We start from the raw sequence: 19831 nt of genomic DNA, 5'->3' as shown, positions 1-19831 counted from the left end.
CATGGCCCACACGCCATACGGGTCGGCGGAGTTCGACTCCCGGCAGTTCCGTACCGCGATGGGGCAGTTCTGCACCGGTGTCACGGTCATCACGACACTCGACGACGACGGCAAACCGGTCGGGTTCGCCTGCCAGTCCTTCGCTGCGCTGTCCCTCGACCCGCCACTCGTGCTGTTCTGCCCGATGAAGACCTCGCGGAGCTGGAAGGTCATCGAACGAACCGGCAAGTTCTGCGTCAACGTGCTGTCCAACCGGCAGCAGGACGTGAGCGCGGCCTTCGGCGCCCCGGGTGACGACAAGTTCGCCAACATCATCTGGGACCCGTCACCGGCCGGTCTGCCGGTCATCCGGCATGGACTGACCTGGGTCGAGTGCGACGTCGAACGGGTGACCGACGGCGGCGATCACCACATCGTCATCGGCCGTGCGCTCACGCTCGGAGAGGTGTTGCAGGACAAGCCGTTGCTCTTCTACCGGGGCGGCTACCTGTCGACAGAGCATCCGCGGGTGACACCGGCTCAGGCCGAACTCGAGAACTTCCTCACGTGGACGGGCGGAGACACCTGGCTATGAGCTCGCGAGAGATCGCAGTACCGAAGGACATCACGAAACCCCTCACCGATTCGATCGCCGAGGCCGAGAGACTGATCGCCTCCGCGGAGTTCGCGGAGACGGAGCAGGATCTCGCCGAGGGCTACGATTACCTCGCGGGCAGCATCGCCGCGATCATCCAGCTGGTCCGCGGCCGGTCCCTGTCGCATCCGAACTTCGTGACCTCGACCGGACCGTCGACCAAGATGGGCTTGGACAACCCGGACACGCTCTATTACCACGCGGATGTCGAGCCGACCGGAACCTATCTGGTCCGCGGACGTCGGGGTACCACAACCGATCTCAGCTTCCAGGTCCTGCGCGGCGACTACACGCCGTCCGCGGTGCCCGGCGGGGAGGACGCCTTCGACGACCGTCGCCTGACCATCGCCGACGACGGCACGTTCGAGCTGACCTTCGGTCCGGTGATTCCCGACCCGCCCGACAACTATTTCGCCCTCGGTGAGGGGGCGTCGATGCTGGCGGTCCGCGAAGTGTATTCCGACTGGACCGAGCGCAAGGGCTCGATCACGATCGAACGTGTCGACACGGTCGGGACCGCGCCGGAAGAGGCCGATCTCGCCCGCGTCGCACGCCGGTACGCGACCGCGGGAAAGATGCTGACCGCTCGCATCAACACCTGGTTCAATTTTCCCAAGTGGTTCTACCTCGACGAACCGGTCAACACCTTCACGCCGCCCCGCCAGACCCCGGGCGGGTTGAGCACTCAGTTCTCGTCGGTGGGCCACTACCGGTTGGGTCCCGACGAGGCGATGGTGATCTCCATCCCGAAATCCGATGCGCCCTATCAGGGATTCCAGCTCGGCAGTATGTGGTACATCTCGCTCGACTACGTCAACCACCAGACGAGCCTCAATTCCGCACAGGCGCAGGTCGATCCGGACGGCGTGATCCGGATGGTCGTGTCCCACCGCGATCCCGGTGTCGCCAACTGGATCGAGACGACCGGCCGTCAGCAGGGCATCCTCCAGTTCCGCTGGCAGCGCAGCGACTCGCCGATCGGACCGGAGCTCGGACCGAGCGCGACGGTCGTCGGCATCGACGAGGTGGCCGCGCACCTGCCGCACCTCGAACACAACAAGATCGATCAGGCCGGATGGTCCGAGCGGATCGCGGCACGGCAACGCGCATTTGCCGAGAGGATGCTGGGATGAGTGCTGGAGCGGGCCTTCTCGACGGCAAGGTGGTCGTCGTCTCGGGTGTGGGTCCGGGGCTGGGGCGTTCGATCTGTCATCGCGCCGCGGCCGAGGGTGCGCGTGTGGTGCTCGCCGCACGTACCGAATCACGGTTGAAAGAGGTCGCCGCGGAGATCGATGCCGCGGGAGGCACGAGCCTCGTCGTTCCCACCGACATCACCGACGACACCGCCGTCGACAACCTGGTGGCCACCACGCTCGCCGAGTTCGGCCGGGCGGACGTCCTGGTCAACAACGCTTTCGCCCTGCCGTCGATGAAACCGCTGGGCCGCACGGACTTCGACCAGATCACCAACAGCATCGAGGTGACGGTCGTCGGGACGCTGCGGGTGATCAAGTCGTTCACCGATGCGCTCGCCGAGTCGGACGGGTCGATCGTGAACATCAACTCGATGGTCATCCGGCACTCGGAACCGCGGTACGGCAGCTACAAGATCGCCAAGTCGGCCCTGCTCGCCATGTCGCAGACGCTGGCGTCGGAGCTGGGGGAGCGGGGTGTTCGCATCAATTCGGTGGCGCCGGGCTACATCTGGGACGACCAGCTCAAGTGGTACTTCGGCGAGGTTGCCAAGAAGTACGGGATCACCCCCGAGCAGGTCTACGAGCAAACCGCGTCGAAATCCGATCTCAAACGACTGCCCGAGCCGGACGAGATCGCCGATGCCGTTGTGTTTCTCGCCTCGCCGATGGCGCGGGCGATCACCGGGCACACCCTGGACGTGAATTGCGGTGAATACCATGACTAGTGCGCAGCGGACCGACGTCGGGACCATCGAAGACCTGCACGCGTCGGCCACCCGTGCGACCGGTCTCGAGGACTTCGGCGACACCGATTACCTCGAGCCGCTGGGGATCCTGCTCGACTCCTACCGTTCCGAGGCCGGCCTCACCGAGCTGGGCAGCAAGATGTTCCGCTTCTTCCTGAAGGGGGCGCTCGTCGCACGCCTGCTGAGCGAGGCGTCGTGGAAGGCGAACCCGGAACACGCCGACGTCGAGATCACCCGGCCGATCTTCGTGACCGGCCTCCCGCGTACGGGAACGACTGCCCTGCACCGGCTCCTGGCCGCGGACCCGGATCACCAGGGGCTCGAGATGTGGCTCGCGGAGTTCCCGCAGCCGCGGCCTCCCCGCGACACGTGGGCCGACAACCCCGTGTACCAACAGATCCAGGCCGGTTTCGAGCAGCACCACGTCGAGAACCCGGAGTTCATGGGCCTGCACTACATGGACGCGGGCGAGGTCGAGGAATGCTGGCAGCTCTTGCGGCAGAGCGTCACCTCGATCTCCTACGAGTCGCTCGCCCACATCCCGACCTACTCGCGCTGGCTCGCCCAGCAGGACTGGACGCCGGCGTACCTGCGCCATCGCAAGAACCTGCAGCTGATCGGCCTCAACGACCCGGGCAAGCGGTGGGTGCTCAAGAACCCGAGCCACCTGTTCGCGCTCGACGCACTGATGGCCGCCTACCCGGATGCGCTGGTGATCCAGACCCATCGCGCGCCCAGCACCATCATCGCGTCGATGTGCAGTCTCGCCGAGCACGCCACCCCCGGCTGGTCGACGACCTTCATCGGCGACCAGATCGGCCGCGACCAGCTCGAACTGTGGTCACGGGGGCTGCGTGAGTTCTCCCGCGCCCGTGCGAAATACGATCCCGCACAGTTCCTCGACATTGACTTCGCCGACCTCCGCTCGGACCCGATGGGCACCGTCGAACGCGTCTACGCGGCTCTCGACACCCCCATGTCCGACGCGGCCCGCGTCGCGGTGACCGCACTCGACGAGGAGAGCAAAGCCGGGGCCCGGAAACCGCAGCACCGCTACCAGCTCGCCGACTACGGGCTCGACGAGGCGATGGTCGAGGCGGCGTTCGGCGAGTAGCGGACCGTTCCCGCGGGCGAATGCCGCGCGCGGGAGACCGGACCCGATCTACAGTGCAACCCATGGCCGCACCGGAGAGTCGGAAGTCGGAAGAAGGTCTGAGCCGGCTGATCGCGTTCGCGGACGCGGTGGTGGCAATCGCGCTGACGCTGCTGGTGCTCCCGTTGGTCGACATCGCGAATGACCTGCCGGAGGAGACCTCGATCGGCGAGGTGGTGTCGGATCACTCCCTCGAGCTGACGAGCTTCTTCGTCAGCTTCGTGGTCATCTGGATCCTCTGGCGCCAACACCATCAGACGATGGAGTACTTCCGCGCCTACGACCGGGTTCTGGTCAACCTCACCTTCGTCTGGCTGCTCACCATCGTGGTCCTGCCGTTCGCCACGGCGATGGTCGACGACAGCCGGGTGGAGTGGGCGACCGTGCTCTACATCGGCGTACTCGCGATCTCGGTGGCCGCGCTCGTCGGGATCGGGCAGTGGGGGCACCGCCATCGGGATCTGCTCGTCGACGACGAGGCCACCGATCGCTGGACGAGGTCGTCGGGTGGCTGGGGAACCCTGCTGGCGCTCGCGATCGCATTGGCCATCGCGCTCGTGTACCCGAAGAGCGGGAACTGGCCGCTCCTGTTGCTCGTCCTCACCGACCCCATCGAGAGGTTGCTGTCGCGCGTGCGCAACCCCGACTGAGAGCCGTTACCGAAGGCCCGCTGCCGCCTCGGCGACCGCGGTGTGCGGCGCACCCAGCAGTTGTGACGACGCCTGGGCGCGCTTGAAGTACAGCTGGATGTCGTGCTCCCAGGTGATGCCGATGCCGCCGTGCAACTGGATGGCCTCGCCGGCAATACGCCGGTAGGCATCCGAGCAGTACACGTGAGCGGCGAGTGCGAGTTCCGCCGCGTCAGGATCCTCGACGGCGACCGCGGCCACCGCTGCGCGTGAGATGGAGCGTGCGGTCTCGACGAGCACGTACATGTCGGCCATGCGGTGCTTGAGCGCCTGGAACGAGCCGATGGTGCGTCCGAACTGCTTGCGGGACTTGGTGTACTCGACGGTGAGGTCGAGCGCGCGCTGGGCGCCGCCGACCTGCTCGGCCGAGAGCAACGCCCAACCGAGCGTCCGCAGACTGTCGGCCAGGTCCGACGGCGTCGGGATCACGGTGGACGCGACCTCGTCGAACCGCACCGAGGACAACGCGCGCGTCGGATCGAGAAGAGTCAACGGCGACACCGTGACACCGGCGGCATCAGCCGCGACGGAATGGAGGGTGACGTGCTCACCCGGTCCCGACGCCAGCACGAGGAGCGTGTCCGCGGATTCGGCATCGACGACGAAGTGCGCGGTGCCCGACAGCAATCCGGCGTCGGCGTGCACGCCCGGGGTGTTCCATCCGCGTTCACCGGCCCAGCACAACGCGGCCGTCTGCTCACCTGAGGCCAGTGCGGGAAGGAGGTGTGACGCGATGTCGTCGTCCTGCGCCAACAGGATCGCGCCGGTCGCCAGCACCGACGACCCGAAGGCGGGCACCGGACTGAGCGCCGCACCGAGTTCCTCCAGCACGGCGGCCAGTTCGATCCACGACGCCCCGGCACCGCCGGCGTCCTCCGGTATGGGAAGCGCCGCCACACCGATCTCGGTGCACAGCGTCTGCCACAGTCCGGCGTCGATGCGTTCGGCCGAGGCCATCGCGGTCCGGACCGCCCCGGAGTCTCCCCGGCGACGGAGCAGATCACGGACGGCTTCGGCCAGCGCTTCGCGTTCCTCGGCCGAGATCGACAGGGCGGCGGTCACAGTGTCTCCAGGATGCGTCGACGATGGACGGCGGGCGAACCCCAGGCGGACAGGAGTGCTCGCGTCTTGGTGATGTACAGGGAGATGTCGTGTTCGGCGGTGTAACCGATCGCCCCGAGTACCTGAAGGGAGCGCCGGGCCGACAGGTGGGCGGCGTCGGCGGCCGCGACCTTCGCCGCCGACACATCCCGCGACACATTCGTTTCCTCGGGTACCTGACCGTCGATTCCCAGTGCCGCGGCATGGACCAGGGGACGGGCCATCTCGAGGGCGATGGCGACATCGGCCAGGTGGTGCTTCACCGCCTGGAAGGAGCCGATCGGCCGGCCGAACTGCTTGCGGGACTGTGCATACTCGCTCGCGAGGCCGAGCATCGCCTGACCGAGACCGAGGAGTTCGGCCGCGGTGGCCAGTGCCCCCGCGTCGACGGCGTCCGACGGGTCGACCCCCGACGCCAGGGTCTTGTCCGGTGCGACCCGCGACAGCGTGCGGGTGGTGTCCACGGACGGCTCGGTGCTCAGCACGGTGGCCGTCGAGAGGACACCGTCGGAGACGACGTAGACGTCGGCGGACTCGACGTCGGGCGCGAGCGGTTGCAGCGGGGCGATGGCGCAGGTCGCCAGCCGGCCCTCGGCGAGACCGTTGAGCGGTCCGGTCACGTCCGCGTCACGCAGCAGGATCGGGAGGACGGCAACGCTTTCCACGATAGGACCGGGTGCGCAATGGCGTCCGAGCTGCTCCACCGCGACGACCATCTCGACGGCGCCGGCGCTGCTGCCGCCGTGGGCTTCGTCGATGAGCAGGCCGCTGATCCCGGCGTCGGCGAGCTGTGAGTAGACCTTGGTGACCGCCTTGCGGTCACCGGCCGCCCAGGCGCGCGCCGCGGCGGGCATGTCCGCCTTGCCGAGCATGGCGTCGACGGTGGCGGCGAGGTCCGAGTGGATGTCGGAGAGTTGGAAGTCCATGGGGTATCAGCGATCTCCACGAGGAAGGCCGAGGAGTCGCTCGGCGATGACATTGCGTTGGATCTCGTTGGTGCCGGCGTAGATCGGGCCGGACAGGGAGAACAGGTAACCGTCCATCCAGGCGTCGTCGAGTTCGGCGTCCGGTCCCTGCAGGTCGAGGGCGGTCTCGTGGGCGGCGATGTCCCACTGCGACCAGAAGACCTTGTTGATCGAGGACTCCATGCCGAGTTGTCCACCGGCGGACAGGCGGCTGACGGTGTGCCAGGTCGACAGCTCGTAGGCCCGCGCCCCGATCCAGGCGTCGGCGACCCGCGCGTCGGTGTTGGCCGTCGAGGGCACCTCGTCCCGCTTCGACCGCCACAGTTCGACGAGGCGGTCGGTGGTGGCGAGGAAACGACCGGGAGCACGCAACGAGAGTCCGCGTTCGTTGGCCGCGGTGCTCATCGCCACCCGCCAGCCGTTGTCCACCTCGCCGATGACGCCGGACTCGCCTGGGTTCGCCGGGTCGTCGGGCACGAAGACGTTCTCCAGGAACAGTTCTGCGAAACCGGCCTCGCCGTCGAGCTGCGCGATCGGTCGGACCGTGACGCCCTCGGCACGCAGGTCGAACATGAAGTAGGTGAGACCCTTGTGCCGCTGGGCCTCCTTGTCGGTGCGGAACAGGCCGAAGGCGCGGTCGGCGAAACTCGACCGGGAACTCCACGTCTTCTGGCCGTTCAGCAGCCAGCCGCCGTCGGTGCGCACCGCCGTCGACCGGAGCGAAGCGAGGTCGCTGCCCGCCTCCGGTTCGCTCCACGCCTGGCCCCAGATGTCGTCGGCGCGGGCCATGCGCGGCATGATGCGTTCCAGCTGAGCGGGATTCGCGTGTTCGAAGAGCGTCGGGGCGAGGAGGAAGATGCCGTTCTGGCTGACCCGGCCGGGCGCACCCGACCGGTAGTACTCTTCCTCGAAGATCACCCAGTGGAGGAGGGGGGCGTCGCGGCCGCCGAATTCCTCGGGCCAGCTGACGACCGACATGCGGTCGGCTGCCATCGTGCGTTCCCATTCGCGGTGGGCTTCGAACCCCTCCGCGGTGTCCATGGACGGAAGCGGTTCGCGCGGAACGTGTTCGGTCAGCCAGGCGCGGACCTCGGACCGGAACTGCTGGGCCGTGTCGTCGAACAGAAGGTCCATGTCAGCTACCCGATCCCGACGCCGCGTTCGCCGTCGATCCCGCGGCCTTCATCGACTTGGCGTCCATCCCGCCGAGCGAGTCACCGCCCGACGCCTCGGCATTGGCCGAGTGTGCGAAGTGGTGCCAGCCGAAGACCGAGTCCATCGAATTGCGCAGTCCCATCTGGTCCTCGCAGATGTTGACGGCCTTCTTGCTGAGGAACAGGCCCTGCATCGGCATCGCGACGGCCTTCTCGGCGATCTCGTTCACCTTGGCCTCGAGCTGATCCCGCGGCGTCACGTGATTGACCATGCCCCAGTCGGCGGCCTGCGTGGCGGTGAAGCGCTCACCGGTGAAGAGGATCTCCTTCGCGCGGCGGGTGCCGAGAGCGTAGGCGTGAGCGAAGTACTCGACGCCCGGGATACCCATGCGCGCAACCGGATCGGAGAAGAACGCGTCGTCGGAGGCGACGATGAAATCACAGATCCAGGCCAGCATCAGGCCACCTGCTATGCACGCCCCGTGGACCTGGGCGATGAGGGGCTTGGGGATGTCGCGCCAGCGGCGGCACATCCCCATGTACACCTCCATCTCGCGGGCGAGACGCTGATCGGCACCGGTCTTGTCGGTGTGATCCCAGTGGAGCACGGCGGCGTTCTCGTAGTAGGTGTCGAAGTCGCGCTCGGGGGTGCCGATGTCGTGCCCGGCCGAGAAGTGTTTGCCGTTGGCACGCAGGACGATCACCTTCACGGCCGTGTCCTCGACGGCCTTGCGGAAGGCGGCGTCGAGCGAATACGTCATGACCGAGTTCTGTGCGTTGCGGTACTCGGGACGATTCAGGGTCACGTACGCGACGGCACCTTCGGGACCGCCGACCTCATAGGCGACCGGAGTGGTGTCCGGGCCGAGGTCATCGGGTCCGAGTGCGGGCGGGATGGCGGCATCACTCATGTCCACGAGCGTAACCTAGCAAGTGCTTGGTTGGTAGTGGGGGATGCCGCGATGCACCCACGGCGTCAGGGAATGACGATGGTCCCGCTGCAACTGGTCGACGGCACGCTCCACAGTGCGTTGCGGTTCACCGCGCTGAACGTGACGTTGACGCGTCCCTTGCCGATCTGCGACACCGGGATGACGAAGTTGTGGACCCCCTGGTAGGGCGGGCGGACCTGGGTGTTGCTGAGCTTCGTCCCGTGCTTGCCGGCGGACGGGTTGTGCCAGTCCATGCGCAACGACGACTGGTAGCCACCGGGGAAGTAGCTCGGGAAGTCGGCCGCGATGTAGGCGTTCCCGGCGTAGGTGCCGACGATGGCGCGTCGGACCATGAACGGGAGATCGACGATGTTCGGACTGGGTCCGATGCAGGTGGAGACCGGGAACTCGCGGGACGCCGCGGCCTCGCCCGTGCCGGCGAGCCCGAGGCCCGCGGCGGCGGCCAGCGCCAGGGCTGTCGCGGACAACCTGGTGAGCGTCTTCGTCCTTGCCATGTTCGGTCTCCTCGCGTGTCGTCTGCGGCCGGTCGTTCGATCCGGCTCCCGCCGATTGTCGCGAAACGACCGGATTCTCGTTCCGTTCTGCCCGAATCGGAGTCGGTCGATGGGGCGACCTCCGAATGTGGTCGAGTGGGCGACTATCCACACGTAGACTAAGTGCGGCAGTGCGGGACATCCGGAGCGTCAGGCCCCGGAGTGGTGGACGGAGGTCGAGTGGTATCCGATGACAGACCTGTGGGTGCGGCGATAGTCGGCACCGGTTGGGGCCTTCTCACTCACGCGCCGGCGATGCGGGACGTCGGGATCGACGTCCGCTGGCTGGTCGGCCGTGATCGGGAACGTACGGACGAGCGGGCGGCAGCGGCCGGGGTGCACCGCGCCACCGTCGACCTCGACGAAGTGCTCGACGACCCCGCTGTGGACCTGGTCGTGGTGGCAACCCCTCCGGACACTCACGCCCCGCTCGTGGTCCGGGCGGCCGAAGCCGGACGGCACGTGATGTGCGAGAAGCCTTTTGCGCACTCGCTCGACGATGCGAAGCGGATGCGTGACGCCGTGCGTGCGGCCGGGGTGCTCGGCGTGGTCGGCCATGAGTTCCGTTTCCTCGGCGACCGGATCGCGACGCGCGAGGCGGTCGGATCGGGGCTGATCGGTGCACCGAAGCTGTTCACCCACACCCGGTTGAGCAGCACTCTCGCCGGGGTCGGCGCCACCGTCCCGGGGTGGTTCGGTGAGCGGGCCGCGTTCGGTGGTTGGCTCAACGCAGAGGTGCAACACCTCATCGACGAGATCCGCGGGCTGCTCGGGGAGTTGGCCTCTGTGACGGTTCTCGAGCAGCAGGTGACCGAACGGAACTGGGATGTCGGGGACACGTTCGCGGCGCAGTTCGTGACCTGTGCCGGGGCCGTCGGGACAATCCTCAGCTCCGTGGGGACCGCGGGTTCCGGCCTGAGCGTTCAGCGGATCAGCGGAACAAAGGGCTGCGTATGGACCGACCCGGACGGGTCGATCGTCGTCGATGACGGTTCGGGCCGGCGGGTCCTGGCCGCTGCGGCACCCCGCGCCGCTGCGACCACCGATCCCACGATCACCGATCTGGTGTCGACCAACACGCTGTCCCGTGCCCTCTCCGGCGCCTCGGGGATGCTCCGCGAACCGACGCGCGTGATGTACGAGGCTGTGCGGCAGCGGATTCTGTCCGGTGGCGACGACCCTGCCGCGGCCGGGCCGGCGACGTTCGACGACGGGGTCGCCAACACGGCGGTGCACATGGCGATGCTCCGTTCGATGCGCTCCGGTGGGACCGAACGCATCGAGCCGGTCTGATCCTCGACCGGCCGGCACCGCCGGCCGGTCGTCAGGCCGTGAGATGTCCGTTGTACCAGCCGACGAAGTCGGTCGCCGACGATGATCCGGGGAGATCCTTCGGGTGGATGCAATTGACCGGGCACACGCTCACGCACGATGCGTCGTTGCAGCAGGGTCTGGTGATCAGGTGGGGCATCTGAAGGCTCGTTCTAGGCGTCGCCGACGGACTGTCGCATCGCGGTCAGAGCGGCGCGGAGCTGTTCGACGTCTTGATCGGTGCCGCCGTGCATGCCGAACTCGTCGGCGGTGAGAGCGCTGGTGACCGCGCGCGCGGCGTCGCGTCCCTTGTCGGTGATGGTCACGCAGGTGGCGCGGCGGTCGGTCGGGTGGGGGCTCCGCTCCAGCAGGTCCCTGGACTCGAGGCGGTCGGTGGCGAGGGTCGCGGTGGTCGCGTGGACCAGGAGGTTGCGTGCGAGCGCGGAGATCAGGCGGGTGCCGGTCTCGGACAGGAGAAGTGTCATGAGCAGGAGGTAGTCCGTCATGTTGAGGCCATGTGCCTTCAGCTTCACGTCCACCGCATCGGCGACGATCCGTTGGTAACGCAACAGCGACGTCAGGGTCAGGAAACGCCTCTCATCGCCGTCGAGGGCCTGCTGATCCCAGAAATGGGCAGCCCAATCGACCGGGTCGGAGATGACGTCGGGGGTTCTGTCGTCGATCGACATGGAGCCTCCTCGGCGATCGGGGTGACGCGCGGGACCTGCCGTGAGGCAGGAGGAGCGCGGGGATGGACCACGGAACTTCTCTAGTTATAAATAATAGAGACGTAGTGTACATCACGATCGGGCCGAATCGGGTCGTGAGACTCAGTGGAGATGCGCCGAAATCCCACGTGCCGCGTCACGGGTGGCCTCGGCCAGTTCGCGTAGTTCGTCGGCGCGAAGCGCGGTGTTGGGGCAGGTCACGATCGCCGCGGTGACGTGATCGGCGGCGTCGAAGACGGGTGCGCCGACGGTGACCACGGGCACCTCGGCGCCGGCGGCAGCGAACGCGTCCAGTTCGTCGGGGAGATAATCGATGACCGACAGTTCGGTCAGCAGGTCGTCGACCCGGGCCCGCAGGCTGTCGGAGACGGTGTCCAGCGAGCCGAGCGCATCGATGATCGCCCCGTGGTCGGCGGTCATCCGTTCGATCGAGTATCCGCGTTCGGCCACGGCGTCGAGGGCAAGCCGGAGGCGGGTGCGGCTCGACTCGGGCGCGCGCGCGATCCAGGCCGCCTGCGCCTGCGCGGAATCCCAGGCGATGAACTCCCGGCTGATGGGTGGGCGCAGGCGGATGCGGGCGCCGTCGCGCAACCACGGATGCAGTCCGGCGTCGGGCGTGAGATGCGGCGGAAAGGCGTGCGCGGCGAGGGTCACGACGTCGGGTGCGGTGCGGCGCGCGACGAAGCACGGGACATCGAACCGTGCGCACAGCTCCCGCACCGTGAGCGTGGCCCACCGCAAGAGATGGTCGGCGCCGCCCAGGTTGCGGGCGAGCATGGCGAAGGCCGGGCCGATGGCGAAGGTGCCGGCCGCTTGATCCCGGATAAGCCAGCCGTGTTCGACGAGTTCGGAGACGATGGCGTGGGCGGTCGCGCGCGACAATGAGGTGCGGCGCACGATCTCGGCGAGGGTGAGGGCGGGCTGGTTCGCCTCCGCGAGCAGTTCGACGATCGCAACCACGCGTGCGGTCGGTGGCGACCCGGCGCGTGCCGGTTGACGCGCCTCGGAGAAGTCGCCTACCGTCGATGTCACATTATCAACACTTAGTGTCGAATATTCGACATGTCAAGGGGGTTGCGCACTGTGGCGAGCACGACCGACACGCCCGACCGGATGGAACGTCACGGGTACGAGTTGTCCCACCTGGCCGCGTTGGAGGCCGAGGCGGTCCACATCATCCGGGAGGTTGCGGCCACCTTCGAGCGCCCGGTCCTGCTGTTCTCGGGCGGCAAGGACTCGGTGGTGATGTTCCACCTCGCACGCAAGGCGTTCTGGCCGGCGCCGGTCCCGTTCCCGCTCATGCATGTCGACACCGGACACAACTTCGACGAGGTGATCCGGTTCCGTGATCGCGTGGTCGCCGAGACCGGCGTCCGGCTGATCGTCAGCTCCGTGCAGGACGATATCGACGCCGGACGTGTCGTCGAGCAGACCGGGCCGGGTGCGAGCCGGAACCGCCTGCAGACCACGGCGCTGCTGCGCGGGATCACCGAGAACCGCTTCGACGCCGTGTTCGGCGGAGCCCGGCGCGACGAGGAGAAGGCCCGCGCGAAGGAACGGGTCTTCAGCTTCCGAGACGAGTTCGGCGCGTGGAACCCGCGCGATCAACGCCCCGAACTATGGCGCCTGTACAACGGTCGTCATTCGAAAGGCGAACACATCCGGGTGTTCCCGCTGTCGAACTGGACCGAGCTGGACATCTGGCAGTACATCGCCGAGGAGAACATCGACCTGCCGTCGATCTACTACGCCCACCGACGGGAGGTGATCCCCCGGGACGGCATGCTGCTGGCGAGAACACGCTTCCTGCAAGAACTTCCGGGGGAGGAGGTGCGGACCGAGACCGTGCGGTTCCGCACCGTCGGCGACGCCACCTGCACCGGTTGCGTCCTGTCGACGGCCGACGACGTCGGCAAGGTGATCGAGGAGATCGAGGTGACCCGGCTGACCGAGCGCGGGGCCACGCGCGCCGACGACCGGATCTCCGAGTCGGGCATGGAGGATCGCAAGAAGGAGGGCTACTTCTGATGCACGGGGTCGATGCCGGCAGGGGTGTTCCGGACGTCCGGGGCGCCACCGAGATGTTGCGGCTCGCCACCGCGGGATCGGTCGACGACGGGAAGTCGACGCTGATCGGCCGGCTGCTCTACGACTCGAAGGCGATCTTCACCGATCAGCTCGAATCGATCGAGCGGACCAGTGCGGAACGGGGTGACGAATACGCCGATCTCGCCCTCTTGACCGACGGACTGCGCGCCGAACGGGAACAGGGCATCACGATCGATGTCGCATACCGGTATTTCGCCACGCCCAAGCGGAAATTCATCATCGCCGACACCCCGGGTCACGTTCAGTACACGCGGAACATGGTGACCGGCGCGTCGACGGCCGACCTCGCGCTGATCCTCGTCGATGCGCGTAAGGGAGTGCTGGAACAGACTCGGCGGCATGCGTTTCTCTCCTCGTTGCTCGGGATCCCGCACCTGACGGTCTGCGTCAACAAGATGGACCTCGTGGACTGGTCTCAGGAACGGTTCGACGAGATCTGTGCGGATTTCGCGGATTTCGCGACCAAGCTCAACGTCGTGGACCTGACCTTCATCCCGATGTCGGCGTTGCGCGGCGACAACGTCGTCGAGCAGTCGGCGGCGATGCCGTGGTACGGGGGTAGGCCGTTGCTCGACCATCTCGAACACGTCTACATCGCGTCGGACCGCAATCTCATCGACGCGCGACTGCCGGTGCAGTACGTGATCCGTCCGCAACGGAGCGACGGTGCCGACCATCGTGCCTATGCGGGCACGGTGGCGGGCGGCGTCTTCGCCAAGGGCGACGAGGTCGTGGTCCTGCCGAGCGGTTTCAGCACGACGATCACCGAGATCTGGGGTCCCGGCGGAGCCGCCGTCGACGAGGCGTTCTCGTCGATGGCGGTGTCGGTGGAACTTGCCGACGAGATCGACATCGTGCGTGGCGACATGCTGGCCCGGCCCAACAACCGGCCGTACGTCGGGCGCGAGATCGATGCGATGGTCTGCTGGTTCGACGACGACACCGAGCTCCGCGGACACAGCCGTTATCAGCTCCTGTGTGGAACGCGGCTGACCCGCGCGCAGATCACCGGGCTCAACTACCGGCTGGACGTCAACTCGCTGCATCGCGACGAGGACGCCGAGGTCCTGTCGCTCAACGAGATCGGGCGGGTGACCCTGCACACCCAGGAGCCGGTCATGTTCGACTCCTATCGCCGCAACCGTGACACCGGGAGTTTCATCCTCATCGACGAGGTCACCAACCGAACCGTCGGCGCGGGCATGATCACCGCGCCGGTGAGCCACGACAGCCACGTCGTGTGGCAGGCCGGCAAGGTCGCCCGCGAGCACCGGGCGCATCGCGGCGCCACCATCTGGCTGACCGGGCTGTCGGGGTCGGGGAAGTCGTCCCTCGCCGTCGAACTCGAGCGACGATTCGTCGCCGAGGGCCGACCCGCCTACCTGATGGACGGGGACAACCTGCGCCACGGACTCAACTCCGATCTGGGTTTCTCCGATGACGACCGGCGCGAGAACATCCGCCGGACGAGTGAGGTGGCGGCCCTGTTCGCCGATTCGGGTGCGGTTGCGATCGTCTCGCTGATCAGCCCCTTCGCCGAGGAACGGCAGCGCGCACGGGAGATCCACGCACAGCGACGCCTGCCGTTCTACGAGATCTTCGTCGACACCCCGCTCGAGGAATGTGAGCGTCGGGACCCGAAGGGGCTGTACGGCAAGGCCCGTAGGGGTGAGATCAGTCAGTTCACCGGCATCGACTCGCCCTACGAACGGCCGACGCACGCCGAACTCGTCATCACTCCCGAGGACGGCGCGCCTACCGACGTCGCCGAGATGGTCCTCCGTAACCTGGGACTGTGACGCCCCGGTTCGCCCGCGATGCCGGTGGGTATGTCATGACCGGACACCGGGGCGCCGGTGTACCAGCCCAACCGCCAGAGAGGGACACAGCGTGACCGACGATCGAGCACTCGCAGGCGAACTGGCCACCGCGGCAGGTGAACTCCTGTTGGACATCCGCCGGACCAGTGGGCTGACCGGCAAGGAACTGGGCCGGGCCGGAGATGCGCGGTCCAACGAGTTCCTCCTGCGACGCCTCGCGGAGGCCCGGCCGGACGACGCGGTGCTGTCGGAGGAATCGGCCGACGACAAGTCCCGGTTGCACGCCGACCGGGTCTGGATAGTCGATCCGGTCGACGGCACGCGTGAGTACGGGACGTACGAGCCGGGCGCCGGTCGCGCGGACTGGGCCGTGCACGTGGCGCTGTGGTCGGCCACCGGCGGATTGATCGCCGGGGCCGTGGCGCTCCCGGCTCTCGGGGTCACCTACCTCGACGACGAGACCGAGGTCGAACCGACGTCGGGACTGGCGTCGCGACCACGCAGCGACGTGCCCCGCGTCGTGGTGAGCAGTTCACGGCCGCCGGCTTTCGCCGACGAGGTCGCGGCGGCGGTCGCGGGGGAGGTGCTGCCGATGGGATCGGCGGGAGCGAAGGCGATGGCGGTGGTCCGCGGTGAGGCCGACGCCTACGTGCACGCGGGCGGCCAGTACGAGTGGGATTCCGCGGCGCCGGTAGCCGTCGCCCGGGCGAAGGGGCTGTGGTGCGGACGCATCGACGGTTCGGCGCTCGTCTACAACAACGACGACACGTATCTGCCCGACCTGGTGATCTGCCGTCCCGAGTTCACCGAGGCGATCCTCACCGTCACGACCGAGGGGGCGGGCGGCTGATCGCCGGCGTGTGATCGGGAAGTGATCACGAGTCCCCCCGGGTTCGTGGAGTGACATCGGCAACGGCTAAGGGACACAATCGCCCCTAAAATTCCGTTTATCTATAGACAAACAGTCCATTGCGAGAGTAAAACTGTTGTGTCAGCGATCACAGTCACCTTCCCGAGAGTGTCACATCTCAGCGAGGGAGCTGCCTTCCCCGGGGGAAGCCGATCACAGGCGTCACACTGTGCGAAGCCGTGAAGGAGCAGTCGTGCCCACACCCGTCACCGATCCCATCAAGGGCTCCTCGGAGCCCGGTCGTTACTGGACGAGTACCAATCTCGGCGAGGCCTGCCCAGAGGTCATGTCACCGATGTGCTGGAGCCTGTGGGGCCCGGCGACCGAGCAGGGGCTGTTGTATCCGATGTACTCGTTCGGAGTGATCCCACGGAGCAAGCTCGTGGTGTCCGACGATCCGAATGAGCTGGGCGTCAGTTGCTTCTACGGGCGTCAGGCGTTGAACGTGGACGTCATCAAGAAGACGATGGCGGCGGTGCCGGGACTCAGTGCCGACGACTTCGAGCGAGATCTCATGGGTTCGGTGCGACCCGACGCGCCGAAGTTCTCCGGCAGTCCGGGCCGGGTCCCGGTGATCGCCGCGAAGGCGCCGGTCGCGCTCATGCGGACGCGGAAGCGTCTGGAACGTCTCTACGAGGAGATGTACGCCGACTGGCTGGCGACGGTCGTCGACGGCGAGCCCAGCCAGACCCCGATCGAGCGTCTGGTGCAGACCCGTACCGACTTCGAACGGGTCTTCAGCGTGCATTGCGTGTGGCGCTTCATCTTCCAGGGAGCCCAGAGTGCGGTGACCGGGGCGGCCGAGAAGCTCGGCGAACCGGGGCTCGTCGACCAGTTGCTCTCCGGCGTAGGCGATCTCAACGAAGCCAAAATGGCCGATGACCTGTGGCGGCTCGGGCGCGGCGAGATCGGCGAGGCGGAGTTCTTGTCCTCATGGGGATACCACGGCCCCAACGAGGGCAATCTGTTCGCCACGGTGTGGCGTGAGGACCCTCGAGCGGTGCGATCACTCGCCGCGTCACTCGCTCAGCGCGCCGAACGGCCGGCCGCGCGAGCGTCGGCCACGCAGCAGGTCGGGTCCGCGGCCGAGGCGCGGCTGCTCGCGGCGACCCCGGCTCTGCAGCGACCCGTCACGCGGTGGCTCGTCCGCAAGATGCGTGACGTCATCCGATCACTGCAGGTCGGAAAGGCCGCCTACCTCATCGCGATCGACCGCGCCCGCGCCGCCGCCCGGACCTTCGGCCGCCAGCAGGTCGACCTCGGCGCGCTCCGGGAGGTCGACGACGTCTTCTTCCTCACGGTCGAGGAATGTGAGGATCTCGCCGCGGGCCGCCTGGCCGACGCCCAGCGGATCGTCGACACCCGTCGAGCCACGCGTGAGGACTACAAGGCGATGGTCCTTCCGGTCGCGTTCTACGGCATGCCCGAGCCGGAGCGGATCGACGACAACGCCGATGACGGTGGCGCGGTAGAGCTCTCGGGTGCTGCCAGTGGCGGTGGGGTCGTCGAGGGCCGCGCTCGGGTCCTGTCGGACCCGTCCGAGGACATCGAGCTCGACGACGGCGACATCCTCGTGTGCCGCTTCACCGATCCGAGCTGGGCGCCACTGATGGCGATGGCCGAGGCCCTGGTCATCGACATCGGGGGATCGGCCAGTCACGGCGCGGTCGTCGCCCGCGAGCTCGGGGTTCCCTACGTGATCGGAACCGAGAGCGGAACCCGGAGAATCGGCGAGGGCGACCGGATCCTGGTCGATGGTGAACGCAATCTGGTCAAGGTCACCGAGCGTGCTCGCGATGGCAAGGCGGTCGCCGCCGGCTGACCGGAGAACCCGCCCCACGCCGGGGCATCACGCCCGTCCGCGAGGCAGACGCACACGCCGAAGCCGCTCGTCATACATCACGATTCTCATCCAGCCGTGCTCGAACAGTCCCAGCGCACGGCCAGTTGTCGATGCCCATTTCCGGAAAGGTGACCATGACAGCCACGACCGCCCTGAGGTCGGTTGACCCGGTGAGCCCGGCGCTGCCGGTCGACTCGCCGACGTACGAGAACAAGCGCGCCGGACGGCGGCGTCGCGTGCGAAACCCGTTGACGCCCATCGTGAAATACCTACGGCGGGCACCACGTGAAAGCCTCGCGACGCTGGGGCGGACCGCACTGCTCGCCGCCGCCATCGGAAAATGCATCGTCTCCGGGCTGCTCCGGCTCGATCTGCAGTGGCCCGAACTCGTCGACCAGATGTGGCGGCTGCTGAAGGTCACCGCCCTCCCCGCACTGCTGATGGCGGTTCCCATCGGCGCGGAGATCTCGGTTCAGGTCGGCGGCATCATGAACCAGGTCGGGGCGAATTCGCTGGCCGGCGCCGCATCCGGGCTCGGCGTGGTCGGCCAGGGTGCGCCGATGGCAACCGGACTGCTGATGGCCGGTGCGGCCGCGTCGGCCATCGCGTCCGACCTCGGCGCGCGATCGATCCGCGAGGAGATCGAAGCCATGCGTGTCATGGGCGTCGACCCGGTCGAGCGCCTGATCGTCCCGCGTTTCCTCGCGATGATCTTCATCGCGCCGCTGCTCTGCATCGTGATCATCGCGGCGGGTGTCGGTGCGGGCCTGGCGATCTCGGCCAACATCAACGACGTCGTCCCGGGTAGCTTCTGGATGTCCTTCGGCGCCTTCGCAACTCCGACGGACCTGATGTTCTCGGTCTTCAAGGCGCTGACCTTCGCGGCCATCGTGGTGCTCATCGCCAGCCTCCGTGGACTCGAGGCCAAAGGCGGGCCCCGAGGCGTCGCCAACGCGGTCAACGCCTCGGTGGTCCTGAGCGTGTTCTGCATCTTCGTGTCGAATCTGCTGATCAGTCAGCTGCAGACGATGTTCTTCCCGGCGGCGCTGGCATGACGAACACACCGGCCCGGTACCGGGCGATTCCCGCGGTCATCAACCGACCGGTCGACGCCGTTTCCCGCACAGTGACCTCCGTCTTCGCCGAGGTCGGACAGATCGCGATCTTCGGGGGAAAGACGATCGCTCTGCTGCCCACCACCATTCGGCACTATCGCAAGCAGACCCTGCAGACCATGAACAACATGGCGTGGGGCAACGGTTCGCTCATCGTCGACGGTGGTGTCCTGAGCCTGATGTTCTTCCTGGGCATCGCCGTCGGCGCGGTGGTCGCGATCCAGGCCTTCATGGCGCTCGATCTTCTCGGATTCGGGCCCCTCACCGGGATCATCGGATCGTTCGGCAACGTCCGGGTGATCGCACCCATCGTCACCGGCATCGGTTTCGCCGCCCAGGCGGGATGCCGGATGACCGCCGAGATCGGATCGATGCGCATCTCCGAGGAGATCGACGCCACCGAATCGATGGGCCTGCGGGCGATTCCGTTCGTCGTCGGCACGCGACTGATCGGCAGCATGCTGATCGTGATCCCCGGATATCTGATGGCCCTGGTGATCAGCTTCTTCACCGGCGGACTCATCGTGAAGGTCTTCTACAAGCAGCCGCCCGGCACATATGACCACTACTTCGCGCAGTTCCTGGACTATCCGGACCTCGCGGCGTCACTGGTGAAGGCGCTCCTGTTCTGCGCCGTGGTGACGGTGATCCACTGCTACTACGGCTATTTCGCCGCGGGTGGCCCGGCCGGCGTCGGCTCGGCGTCGGGACGGGCGATCCGGGCGAGTCTGGTGGCCATCGTCGTACTGAATTTCCTGATGACCGTGGTGATCTGGGGTCTCAGTCCGGAACTGGTCTTCAAGGGGTGAGTGCGTTGGGATCGAGGACCTACAGCCAGGACTTCGTTCGCGGAACATCTGATCGGCAGAAT

General features: G+C 67.3%; 19 protein-coding genes. 12 read left to right on the top strand and 7 right to left on the bottom strand.

Annotated features, from left to right (window positions below; genetic code table 11):
- The first annotated feature begins 1 nt into the window (after position 1).
- The 5 genes from hsaB to BPODLACK_RS00420 all read left to right on the top strand — a co-directional run bounded on the left by hsaB (position 2) and on the right by BPODLACK_RS00420 (position 4379).
- Positions 2-574: a 3-hydroxy-9,10-secoandrosta-1,3,5(10)-triene-9,17-dione monooxygenase reductase subunit gene (gene hsaB / locus BPODLACK_RS00440; protein ID WP_159404474.1), complete on the top strand. Its 573-nt coding sequence runs from the start codon at positions 2-4 to the stop codon at positions 572-574.
- Complete coding sequence (locus tag BPODLACK_RS00435) at positions 571-1767, top strand: hypothetical protein (protein ID WP_159404473.1); 1197 nt, start codon at positions 571-573, stop codon at positions 1765-1767. The genes hsaB and BPODLACK_RS00435 overlap by 4 nt, the downstream gene beginning before the upstream one ends.
- On the top strand, positions 1764-2555 hold the full coding sequence (locus tag BPODLACK_RS00430) for an SDR family oxidoreductase (RefSeq protein WP_159404472.1): 792 nt from the start codon (positions 1764-1766) through the stop codon (positions 2553-2555). The genes BPODLACK_RS00435 and BPODLACK_RS00430 overlap by 4 nt, the downstream gene beginning before the upstream one ends.
- Positions 2548-3690 (top strand): sulfotransferase family protein, encoded by a 1143-nt coding sequence (locus tag BPODLACK_RS00425; RefSeq protein WP_159404471.1) that lies wholly within the window; start codon positions 2548-2550, stop codon positions 3688-3690. Before BPODLACK_RS00430 ends, BPODLACK_RS00425 begins: the two co-directional genes overlap by 8 nt.
- Positions 3691-3752: 62 nt before the next feature.
- Positions 3753-4379, top strand: coding sequence for a TMEM175 family protein (locus tag BPODLACK_RS00420; RefSeq protein ID WP_159404470.1), 627 nt, complete (start codon positions 3753-3755; stop codon positions 4377-4379).
- 6 nt (positions 4380-4385) lie between these two features.
- Here BPODLACK_RS00420 and BPODLACK_RS00415 read toward each other — a convergent pair whose 3' ends face one another.
- From BPODLACK_RS00415 to BPODLACK_RS00395, 5 genes are all read right to left on the bottom strand, one after another.
- Complete coding sequence (locus tag BPODLACK_RS00415; protein ID WP_159404469.1) at positions 4386-5480, bottom strand: acyl-CoA dehydrogenase family protein; 1095 nt, start codon at positions 5478-5480, stop codon at positions 4386-4388.
- Positions 5477-6445 (bottom strand): acyl-CoA dehydrogenase family protein, encoded by a 969-nt coding sequence (locus BPODLACK_RS00410; RefSeq protein ID WP_024500118.1) that lies wholly within the window; start codon positions 6443-6445, stop codon positions 5477-5479. The genes BPODLACK_RS00415 and BPODLACK_RS00410 overlap by 4 nt, the downstream gene beginning before the upstream one ends.
- Positions 6446-6451: 6 nt before the next feature.
- Complete coding sequence (locus tag BPODLACK_RS00405) at positions 6452-7618, bottom strand: acyl-CoA dehydrogenase family protein (RefSeq protein WP_159404468.1); 1167 nt, start codon at positions 7616-7618, stop codon at positions 6452-6454.
- 1 nt (position 7619) lies between these two features.
- The gene (locus BPODLACK_RS00400) at positions 7620-8549 is read right to left on the bottom strand and encodes an enoyl-CoA hydratase (protein WP_024500116.1); all 930 of its coding nucleotides are present in this window, start codon (positions 8547-8549) and stop codon (positions 7620-7622) included.
- A gap of 65 nt (positions 8550-8614) precedes the next feature.
- Positions 8615-9085, bottom strand: coding sequence for a hypothetical protein (locus BPODLACK_RS00395; protein WP_024500115.1), 471 nt, complete (start codon positions 9083-9085; stop codon positions 8615-8617).
- Between the two features lie 219 nt (positions 9086-9304).
- On the opposite strand from BPODLACK_RS00395, the gene BPODLACK_RS00390 reads away from it, so the two are divergent.
- Positions 9305-10417, top strand: coding sequence for a Gfo/Idh/MocA family protein (locus BPODLACK_RS00390; RefSeq protein ID WP_024500114.1), 1113 nt, complete (start codon positions 9305-9307; stop codon positions 10415-10417).
- A gap of 191 nt (positions 10418-10608) precedes the next feature.
- On the opposite strand, the gene BPODLACK_RS00385 is transcribed toward BPODLACK_RS00390, so the two are convergent.
- Together BPODLACK_RS00385 and BPODLACK_RS00380 are read right to left on the bottom strand one after the other, a co-directional pair.
- The gene (locus tag BPODLACK_RS00385; protein WP_024500113.1) at positions 10609-11124 is read right to left on the bottom strand and encodes a MarR family winged helix-turn-helix transcriptional regulator; all 516 of its coding nucleotides are present in this window, start codon (positions 11122-11124) and stop codon (positions 10609-10611) included.
- A gap of 141 nt (positions 11125-11265) precedes the next feature.
- The gene (locus BPODLACK_RS00380) at positions 11266-12195 is read right to left on the bottom strand and encodes an IclR family transcriptional regulator (protein WP_024500112.1); all 930 of its coding nucleotides are present in this window, start codon (positions 12193-12195) and stop codon (positions 11266-11268) included.
- Between the two features lie 81 nt (positions 12196-12276).
- Here BPODLACK_RS00380 and cysD point away from each other — a divergent pair, with 81 nt between their 5' ends.
- The 6 genes from cysD (at position 12277) to BPODLACK_RS00350 (ending at position 19769) form a co-directional block, all read left to right on the top strand.
- Positions 12277-13191: a sulfate adenylyltransferase subunit CysD gene (gene cysD / locus BPODLACK_RS00375; protein WP_152528563.1), complete on the top strand. Its 915-nt coding sequence runs from the start codon at positions 12277-12279 to the stop codon at positions 13189-13191.
- Positions 13191-15071, top strand: coding sequence for an adenylyl-sulfate kinase (gene cysC / locus BPODLACK_RS00370; protein WP_024500110.1), 1881 nt, complete (start codon positions 13191-13193; stop codon positions 15069-15071). The genes cysD and cysC overlap by 1 nt, the downstream gene beginning before the upstream one ends.
- A gap of 91 nt (positions 15072-15162) precedes the next feature.
- Complete coding sequence (locus tag BPODLACK_RS00365) at positions 15163-15942, top strand: 3'(2'),5'-bisphosphate nucleotidase CysQ (RefSeq protein WP_006435720.1); 780 nt, start codon at positions 15163-15165, stop codon at positions 15940-15942.
- 253 nt (positions 15943-16195) lie between these two features.
- Positions 16196-17824, top strand: a complete 1629-nt coding sequence (locus tag BPODLACK_RS00360; RefSeq protein ID WP_024500109.1) for a PEP-utilizing enzyme — start codon at positions 16196-16198, stop codon at positions 17822-17824.
- A gap of 155 nt (positions 17825-17979) precedes the next feature.
- Positions 17980-18900, top strand: a complete 921-nt coding sequence (locus tag BPODLACK_RS00355; protein ID WP_081712484.1) for an MlaE family ABC transporter permease — start codon at positions 17980-17982, stop codon at positions 18898-18900.
- The gene (locus BPODLACK_RS00350; protein WP_024500107.1) at positions 18897-19769 is read left to right on the top strand and encodes an MlaE family ABC transporter permease; all 873 of its coding nucleotides are present in this window, start codon (positions 18897-18899) and stop codon (positions 19767-19769) included. The genes BPODLACK_RS00355 and BPODLACK_RS00350 overlap by 4 nt, the downstream gene beginning before the upstream one ends.
- Positions 19770-19831 lie beyond the last annotated feature (62 nt).

The sequence above is a fragment of the Gordonia sp. YY1 genome, from assembly GCF_009872315.1.
Lineage (GTDB): Bacteria > Actinomycetota > Actinomycetes > Mycobacteriales > Mycobacteriaceae > Gordonia > Gordonia amicalis.
The sequence above is the reverse complement of the archived record's forward strand: the minus strand, read 5'-3'. Positions and strand labels throughout refer to the sequence as shown.